The following is an 8,417-nucleotide window of genomic DNA, read 5'->3' as shown; positions in this document are numbered from 1 at the left end:
CAGCGAGTCACGGTCTACTCAACAACCGCAAACCTCCTGAACTACCATAAGACTGCCCGCAAAGTCAGCCTATTTCATACGGTCCGAACTATCGTCAAACTCGCGCACCCGACTTTGGCCAATCTGGGAAAACTTTGCGGGCGCGCCGGGCTCCGACTGAGGAAGCAAGCAACCCGGCGCCGACGCAGCCAAGCTCACAGGACTCGGTTGGGGGGAAGGGCGGGGCTGTTGATCACGCGGGATTCCGTGCTCCTTGCCGTCCGGCAAACCGTTCCTAAAGCGCGCACGTACAACCGTAAGTATCAGATTTGCACATCGAAACGATTGCGATTGCGCCGATTCCGCAATCCTTTCCATCACAGCTCACGTATGAATTGACAGCGCTGGAGTCGCGGATAGGATGAAGCCAAACCCGGTTATTGCCCATCATTTGGCGGGCAGAGTGGACCGGCGCCCTTCGCAGTCCGCGGTAGGCGAGGCCATTCTCCGAATCGCCGCGCAATTGGTCCGGACTTGGCTGTTCCTGGCAGGTTCTCCAGGAACGGCTGTTGCCAAAGTAAGTTGAACTACATTCATCGCCCTTCAGAGCGGATGCGTGCCCATGAAGCGTCTCAATTGGAAGTTGGTTATTGGCCTCGCCGTCGGATTAATCGTGACCGTCGTGGGAGGCTGGGGCATTCATCGTGTGCAGATTTCCAACACTTCGCACAAGTTGCTCGAGACAGGCCAGCGACTGCACGTCGAGGCCGTGGCGCTGAAGACGAAGGAACCGACCAAGAAGGCGGAAACCTTCGCAATGCTTGACGATGCGGCGGAAATGCTGAATTTCCACCTCAAGTTCAGCCCGGAGAATCCGGAAATCGCCGATGAGGAAGCGTTGATTTACCACGAGATGATTCCGTTGGCGACGCCCAAGGAAATCAACGAGACGCTCGGCAAGGCGATCAACGCGGGCGAAATGACCATCGTCAATTTTCCGCGGCAACCGCACGAGGAAGTTCGCCGAAAACTGGTTGACCTGTACATGGCGATCACCCGTTTCGGCGAAGCGAGTTCGCATTTGGAATCCCTGCTCAAGGACAATCCGAAGGACCAGGAATTGTTGATGAAACGGGCGCGGTGCCTCGCGGTCCTGACGGAGAATAAGAAGGCGGCGGATTTGCTTCGCGAAACGATCAAGTCGGATCCGCATCAGATTGACGCGTACGTGTTGCTGGCCGCCATCCTGCGCGATCGCGAGCTTGACGCCACCGCGGCGAATCAGGTCCTGGACGATCTGGTGGCTGCGAACCCCGAATCCTATCGCGCTTTTCTGGCGCGCGCGAATGCACACCTGAACAATCCGCTGATGGAGGAGAAGGCGCGCCTGGATGTCGAAAAAGCATTGGAATTGGCGCCGAAGGAAATCGACGTCCTGATGGCGAAGATCCGCGTCGTGGAACAAGCGGACGAGCCGAACAAGGACGAAGTCGGGCAACTTCGCGGATTGGTCGAAGCGGCGATCAAGGCCGACGACAAGGACGAACGGCTCTATCTGGCCATCTGGCGGTTGAGCCAACTCGATCGCAATCCTGAGGAATCGTTGAAAGTGCTCGAAGAGGGCGCGCGGCAATTCCCGGAATCCACCATGATGTTGCAGCTCCTCGCGGAGCAGTATTTCGCGACGAACCAGATCGACAAAGTGCGGGAAAAAGTCCAGGAGCTTGAAAAACAGAAAAACGCCAATGCCGAGATCGTCAAGTTCTTCCAGGCCTGCATCGACATGGCCGACCGCAAATGGGAAGACGCCGTTCAAAAGTTCAATGAAGTCCGTCCCTTGATGCCGAACAACGTGACGTCGATCGACCTGCGGCTCGGGCAGCTGTACCGAATTCTGGATCGGCCGAATGAAGCCAAGGTGGTCTACGAACGCGTGGTGTCGATTGACCCCAAGAGCGTTCCCGGGCGCGCCGGCATCGCCTACTCGGAGTTCCGGCTTGGCCGGCCCACGGTGGCGCTGCAATTGCTCAACGACATCAAGGCGGAAGTCGGCGTAGAAAAGTTCGCGAAAAATCCCGAACTCCGCAATCTCTACATTGACTTGCAGTCGGAAGTGATGCAGTCGTTGCCGGAACAACAACGGGATATGCAGTCGTTGAACGAGGTGGTGCAAGCTGCGCAGAGCGCGAATAAGAGCCCTGACGGCAAGGTCTCGAGCGCCACCTTGATGGCGCAAATCCAAGTTCTGCTGGTCCAAGGACAAGTCGCCGAAGCGAAAAAACTGGTCGAAGAGGCCTTGAAACTGGAGCCCAAGCACGCCGGCATGTGGGCAATCTTGGCGAATCTCATCGCCGACGAACCGGGCGGCGTGCCCAAGGCGCTGGACCTAGTCCGCAAGAAGTCGGCTGAATTGAATCAACCGTTGCAACTGCGCGTGATAGAAATCTCGCTGGTCTCGAATGGCAGCGACAAGGCGCAAATCGCCAAGGACTTGCAAAAGCTCGCGGAGGGTGTCGAAAGCCGCCCGGCGGCGGAGCAAGAACGGGTCTATCGCGATCTAGGCGCGGCCTTCCAGCGCGTCGGGCGCCTGCCCGAAGCGTTGACCTATTGGCGGAAAGCCCGCCAGGTGCAGCCGTCCGACTCGAATATTCTGTCGCAGATGTTCAGTGCCGTACGTGCGGCCGCGGATGACGCAATGATGCAAGAAGTGATTGGCGAAATTCGCCAGCGGTTCGGGGCCGACAGCGAGGAAGTGCTCGTCGCGGAAGCGTCCCGGATCATCACGCTGGTCGACGCCAAGCAACTGCCCAAGGAGCAACTGGGCGAAGCCAAGGCGAAGCTCGAGGAGTTGCAAACTCGAAACAGCCGTTCAGGTCCCCTGGCGCGTTTGCAAGGCGACATCGCCCGCATTGAAGGAGATACGGCGAAGTGCATTGAATTCCTGCGCCAGGCGGTGGAGCGCAACGAACGCGACCCCGTGATGATTGCCACGTTGGCGCATCTCCTGACGATCCGCGGCCAGCAGAAAGAAGCGGACGAATTGCTGGCAAGACTGAAAGCCGCCGGCTACTCGCAATATACGGAGAAAGTCCACAACGTCCAGCAGGCGATGGAAGGCAACTATGACGGCCTGATCTCCATCCTGGAACAGCACTTGCAAAAGGACGACAGCGACCTGAGCAAATGGCTCGATCTGGCGGTCGTCCTGCGACAAGCCGGACGGAATAGCGCGGCGGAGGAACGGTTGCGCGGGGCGACCGTCAAGTTCCCGACAGATGAGCGCAGTTGGGTCGCGTTGATCGCGCATCAAGCCGGTACGAATCAACGTGCCAAGGCCGAGGCGACGCTCGTCGAGGCGCGCAAAGCGGTGCCTGCGGAGAAACTCCAGGCCACCGTGGCCATGGGCCGCGATGCCATCGGTCCGGCAGGCCAGGCCGCCAAGGAATACGATCTCTGGTTAAGCGCCAGCCCCAATGATCTGCGGGCGATGCGGGCCGCTGCCGCGTTTCGTCTCACGCAAGTGGAACAAGACGCCGCTCAGTCCTCGGCGCATCTGACAGCCGCGATGCAAATCTTGGATCGCATGATCGGGATGGAAACTTCCGTCGCCAAGGAGGATGGGCAATTTATCTCGTGGGCGCGTACGCGCAAGGCGCAGTCCTTGGGATCAACGCGCCGCCATCGGGATTTTCAGGAGGCCATCAAGCTGCTCGATGAAAACGCCAAGTCCGGCGAGGATGCTTCCGCCGACCGTTTGTTACGGGCCAAGATGTACGCCACGCGCCGCGAGAAGGTCTACCAGCGCGAGGGCGTGCGACTTCTGCAGCAACTACGACAGCAGGATTTGCTCAATCCCACAGAAACGCTCGGACTGGTGCAACTGCTGAACGACACCGGCGAATGGACGCAGGCGCGGACGATGCTTTCCGATTTAGTCGAATCGCAGCCGGAGAACCCGCTGTTCCCGGCGTTGATGGTCAAGTTGCTCATTGATCACAACGAAGTGCAGCAATGCTCAGTTTATTTGGACCGGCTGTCGAAGATCGATCCGAATTCGCAATACGCCATCTCCAGCCGCGGCCGGGTGCAACTCGCGTCCGGCAAGGCCGAAGAAGGCGTCAAGACGTTGAAGTCGCTCGTACCTCGACCGTTGCCCCCGGGACAAGAGAACTTGCTCTACGGCGTGGCTCAGTTGCTCGATGAGTTGAAGCAAACCGAGGCGGCGGAAATCCTTTATCAGGAGTTCTACGCTGCGCGCCCCGCCTCGATCCTGACGTTCGCTGAGTTCCGTGCGCGCCACGGCCGTACGGATGCGGCGCTCGATCTGTGCGCGAGCGCGATGTCGAAGGGATTCCCCCCGTCTCAAGTGGTACATGTCGGCAATGCGGCGTTGCGACAAGCGAAACCGACCCCAACCGCGGCGCAGTGCAAGCGCGTGGAATCGTGGATCGACCAGGGCCTCGCCTCGGATCCGGCGAGCGCCCAGACGCTCAAGCTGATGCGCGCGGAACTGTTCGACCTGCAAGGCAAGTACGACGAAGTGGAGCGTATCTATCGCGACACGCTCAGCGACCCCGACATCAGCGACGCCCAGAAGGCGCTGGTGGGAAACAACCTGGGCTACCTGCTCGCCATGCGCGGACAGGGAGACGCGCTGGACGACGCCTTGAAAATGGTCAACGAGGCCGTCGACATTTTGGGGCCGACGTCCGACTTGCTCGACACCCGGGCGATGGTGCACTTGGCTCGCAAAGACTCGCGCAAGGCCATCGAGGATCTCGAAGTCGCCCTTAACGAAGAGCCGAGCGGTTCGAAGTTGTTCCATTTGGCGCTCGCTCAAATGGATGCCGGACTGACAGACAAAGCCCAGACGAGTTACCAGAAGGCGAAGGACGATTACGGCTTCAATGCCTCGGAGTTGGGCGCGCTGGAATCCAAGGAATTCGATCGCCTGAAGGGCGGATTGGGACTGTAAACGCACATGGATGATTCCGCCGTATGGAAGTCGCTGTTGGACAACTGGCCCGCCGGACTCGCGCGGACTGGCGTGGTGGTCAGCACGTTCAATGAACAAATCCCCTTCGACGGATTCATGCACACCGCCGCATTCATGATGGTGGAACGCAAGACGCCCGACACGCTGGGCGCGAGAAAAATCATCATTCCGTTTTCCGGGATCGCGGCGATCAAGTTCGTGGAGGTCATCGGCAGCCAGGCGTTCGCACCCTGGGGATTTGTCGGCGCGCCTGCCGGAAAGAAAGCGCCGGGCTAGTCGTTTTGTGACGAAATTCACGCCGCGCCAGCACAAATCTTCATTTGATTTAGCCCTCCGGCCGCTGGTGAACCCGGGAATCGCCGCTTAAACTACTGAGGTAAGCTCTGCGTTTTAACCGGCGCCGCGTAAGCTGCGGCAACGGTCCGCCGATTTCAAGAATCACAGTTTCCTACAACGACCCGACAAGGAGAATTGCGTGTCCAAGTCCAGCGAACAACCGGAAGCCGCCCCGGCCGCCGAAGCGGCGCCGGCTCCGCAACAGCAGCAGCGTCAACAAGTCCAAGTCGATGATTCCAAGGCCAACGCCGCGTACGCTAATTTCTGCCGCGTCACCGGCACGCCGGAAGAACTGATCATCGACTTCGGGCTGAACCCGCAACCGTTCGGCGTACCGCAAGAAGCCGTCATGGTCACGCAGCGGATCGTAACGAATTACTACACCGCCAAGCGGATGCTGCACGCCCTGACCCTCACCGTGCAACGCCACGAGCAAGCCTTCGGCGTCCTGGAAACCGACGTGCAGAAGCGCGTCGTCCCGAGCGTCCGCGCCCAGATGGCTGCTGCTGCCGGCCAGAAGTAATTTGTGGAACGGCGTGCGCCGGATCCACCTAAGCTGTTCATCCAAACGTCGCCCGAGTCGCGCTATGTCGACCCGCGCGACGTTTTTTTGTTGACTCAGCGGGCTCTCAGCGCAGGGAAGGCCGTCCAAGGCGAATTCCAATCCAGCGGACTTCTACGCCCTTCCCTCGGCTGCTTCTTGATAAGTCGCCGCGGGCGAATTACGTTCAACTTCGAATTCCGAGACTCGTGACTTCGCCCATCGACGCGCGCATGATCTATCTCGACTACAACGCGACCACGCCGCTCGCACCTTGCGTGCAGGAAGGCATACTGCCGTTTCTGGCGGAACACTATGGCAATCCATCCAGCGGGCATGCGCTCGGGAAAGCAGCGCATGCCGCGGTGGACGATGCCCGCGTTCGGGTCGCGCAATTACTCGGCGCATCCAGCGACGAGATCCTCTTCACGTCAGGCGGCACCGAAAGCAATAACCTGGCGCTCAAAGGCCACTTCGATGCATCCGGGGCCGAGCGACGCCATTTGGTCATTTCTGCTTTCGAACATCCGGCGGTCGCGGCGCCCGCGCGTTATCTCGAGCGCCGCGGCGCGACGGTTTCAACGGTCGGGTGCGACGCGCGCGGCGTCGTGAATCCCGCCGACGTCGCCGCTGCAATACAACCGGACACGTTCCTGGTCAGCATCATGTTGGCCAACAACGAGATCGGCACAATTCAACCGCTTCGCGCAATGGCGGAAATTTGTCGCGAGCGCGGTGTCATCTTGCATTCGGACGCAGCCCAAGCAGTCGGAAAGATTCCGATTAACGTGTCGCAACTCGGCGTCGACCTGCTGACCGTCGCGGGGCACAAGTTCTATGCGCCCAAGGGCGTCGGCGCGCTTTATGTGCGCCGTGGAGTGCATTTGGAGCCGTTGCTGCACGGCGCCGGCCACGAAGCTGGACTTCGCGCTGGAACGGAGAACGTGGCCCAAATTGTCGGCCTCGGCGTCGCGGCTGAATTCGCTTCACGCCATCTGGATGCCTCGCAGTCGCGACTGGCAACACTGCGCGAGCGGCTGTGGTCGCAGTTGCTTGAGAGCATCCCGGAAATCACTTGGAACGGCGCCGGCGCGGCGCTGTTGCCGAACACGCTCTCCGTAAACTTTCCGCGAGTGCGCGGCTCCGCGTTGTTGGCTCGCCTGCCGGACATTTGTGCCTCGACCGGCGCGGCGTGCCATTCCGGCGAGACGTCGCTCTCGGCGACGCAACGCGCCTTAGGACTATCGCCGCAGATCGCGGAGGGCACGGTCCGCTTGAGCCTCGGGCTGTACAACGACGAGGAAGAAATTGACCGCGCCGCGAATCAAATCATCGCCGCTTGGGAGGCGCTCCGTTGAGCACGCCCGTTTCTTGGTACACGTTGAGCAACGAAGCGGAAGTCTTTTCGCCGACGCTGTTGGTCTATCCTGACCGCGTGGATCAAAACATTCGTCGCACGGTCGAAATCGCCGGCGACGCCAAGCGATTATGGCCGCATGTCAAGACGCACAAGATGGCCGCAGTGCTGGCCATGCAGATCGCGGCCGGCATCGACAAGTTCAAATGTGCGACGATCGCCGAAGCGGAAATGACCGCCGCCGGCGGCGCGGCAGAGGTGCTGCTCGCCTATGCCCCGGTCGGCCCCAACGTCGTGCGCTGGCGGCGCTTGATGCAAGCCTATCCGCAAGTCCGATTCGGCGCCCTGTTCGACGACACTGTTGCCTTGCAGTCTTGCGGTGCTGAACTGCATGCCCATGGATTGACCTGCGCGGCAATGATCGATATCGATTGCGGTATGGGCCGCACCGGAATCGCGCCCGACGAGCATGCCGCCTCTCTTTATGCGCAGTTGGCCCGCACACCCGGAATCACGCCGGCGGGACTGCATGTCTACGACGGGCACATCGTCGATCCCAACCTGGGAACGCGGCGTACCCAATCTGAGGCGGCGATGGTCGGCGTGTTCTCCCTGCGCGATCGCCTGCTACACGACGGCCTGCCGGTCCCGCGCGTCATTTGCGGCGGTACGCCGACCTTTGCGATGCACGCGGAACACGCCGATCGTGATTGCAGCCCTGGCACGACCGTCTTTTGGGACGCCGGCTATGGCGGCAAGTATCCGGAACTACCGTTCGAGCCCGCGGCGCTCTTGCTGACGCGGGTAATCAGCAAACCCCGGCCAGGGCGATTGTGCGTCGACTTGGGTTACAAGGCCGTCTCCGCCGATCAACCGCATCCGCGCGTCCAGTTTCTTAATCTGCCGGACGCCAAAGCCGTCGTGCATAGCGAAGAGCATCTGGCGATCGAAACGAGCGCAGCCGATCGCTTCCAAGTCGGCGACGCGCTCTACGGCGTCCCGCAGCATGTCTGCCCGACGGTTGCACTCCATCGCGAAGCCATCGTTGTCCGCGAAGGCGTCGCGTGCGACCGCTGGCCCGTCACCGCGCGCGACCGCGTAATTACGATTTAGAGCGCATCAAGGCTAAGTATAGCGGTAGCCGCAGTGGCGGAGGTAGTTACGGCATTCGGTGGCGGTGAATTGATGGAGGAGTTCGCCGCAGGCTT

The 8,417-nt window shown here is 60.5% G+C and carries 5 protein-coding genes; all 5 read left to right on the top strand.

The window, feature by feature from the left end; all coding sequences use genetic code 11:
- The first annotated feature begins 601 nt into the window (after nucleotides 1-601).
- The 5 genes from SGJ19_19240 to SGJ19_19220 all read left to right on the top strand — a co-directional run bounded on the left by SGJ19_19240 (nucleotide 602) and on the right by SGJ19_19220 (nucleotide 8,322).
- The gene (locus SGJ19_19240) at nucleotides 602-4,954 is read left to right on the top strand and encodes a tetratricopeptide repeat protein (GenBank protein ID MDZ4782385.1); all 4,353 of its coding nucleotides are present in this window, start codon (nucleotides 602-604) and stop codon (nucleotides 4,952-4,954) included.
- Nucleotides 4,955-4,960: 6 nt separating this feature from the next.
- Complete coding sequence (locus tag SGJ19_19235) at nucleotides 4,961-5,251, top strand: hypothetical protein (GenBank protein MDZ4782384.1); 291 nt, start codon at nucleotides 4,961-4,963, stop codon at nucleotides 5,249-5,251.
- 199 nt (nucleotides 5,252-5,450) lie between these two features.
- Nucleotides 5,451-5,834, top strand: coding sequence for a DUF3467 domain-containing protein (locus SGJ19_19230; protein ID MDZ4782383.1), 384 nt, complete (start codon nucleotides 5,451-5,453; stop codon nucleotides 5,832-5,834).
- Between the two features lie 227 nt (nucleotides 5,835-6,061).
- Nucleotides 6,062-7,210, top strand: a complete 1,149-nt coding sequence (locus SGJ19_19225) for a cysteine desulfurase family protein (protein MDZ4782382.1) — start codon at nucleotides 6,062-6,064, stop codon at nucleotides 7,208-7,210.
- Nucleotides 7,207-8,322 (top strand): D-TA family PLP-dependent enzyme, encoded by a 1,116-nt coding sequence (locus SGJ19_19220; protein ID MDZ4782381.1) that lies wholly within the window; start codon nucleotides 7,207-7,209, stop codon nucleotides 8,320-8,322. Before SGJ19_19225 ends, SGJ19_19220 begins: the two co-directional genes overlap by 4 nt.
- Nucleotides 8,323-8,417 lie beyond the last annotated feature (95 nt).

It is taken from the genome of Planctomycetia bacterium, assembly GCA_034440135.1.
GTDB lineage: Bacteria > Planctomycetota > Planctomycetia > Pirellulales > JALHLM01 > JALHLM01.
The sequence above is the reverse complement of the archived record's forward strand: the minus strand, read 5'-3'. Positions and strand labels throughout refer to the sequence as shown.

What these genes read in the sequence shown, in the direction of transcription:
- SGJ19_19240 (MDZ4782385.1), top strand. Translation starts at nt 602, where the DNA reads ATGAAGCGTCTCAATTGGAAGTTGGTTATTGGCCTCGCCGTCGGATTA.
- SGJ19_19235 (MDZ4782384.1), top strand. Translation starts at nt 4,961, where the DNA reads ATGGATGATTCCGCCGTATGGAAGTCGCTGTTGGACAACTGGCCCGCC.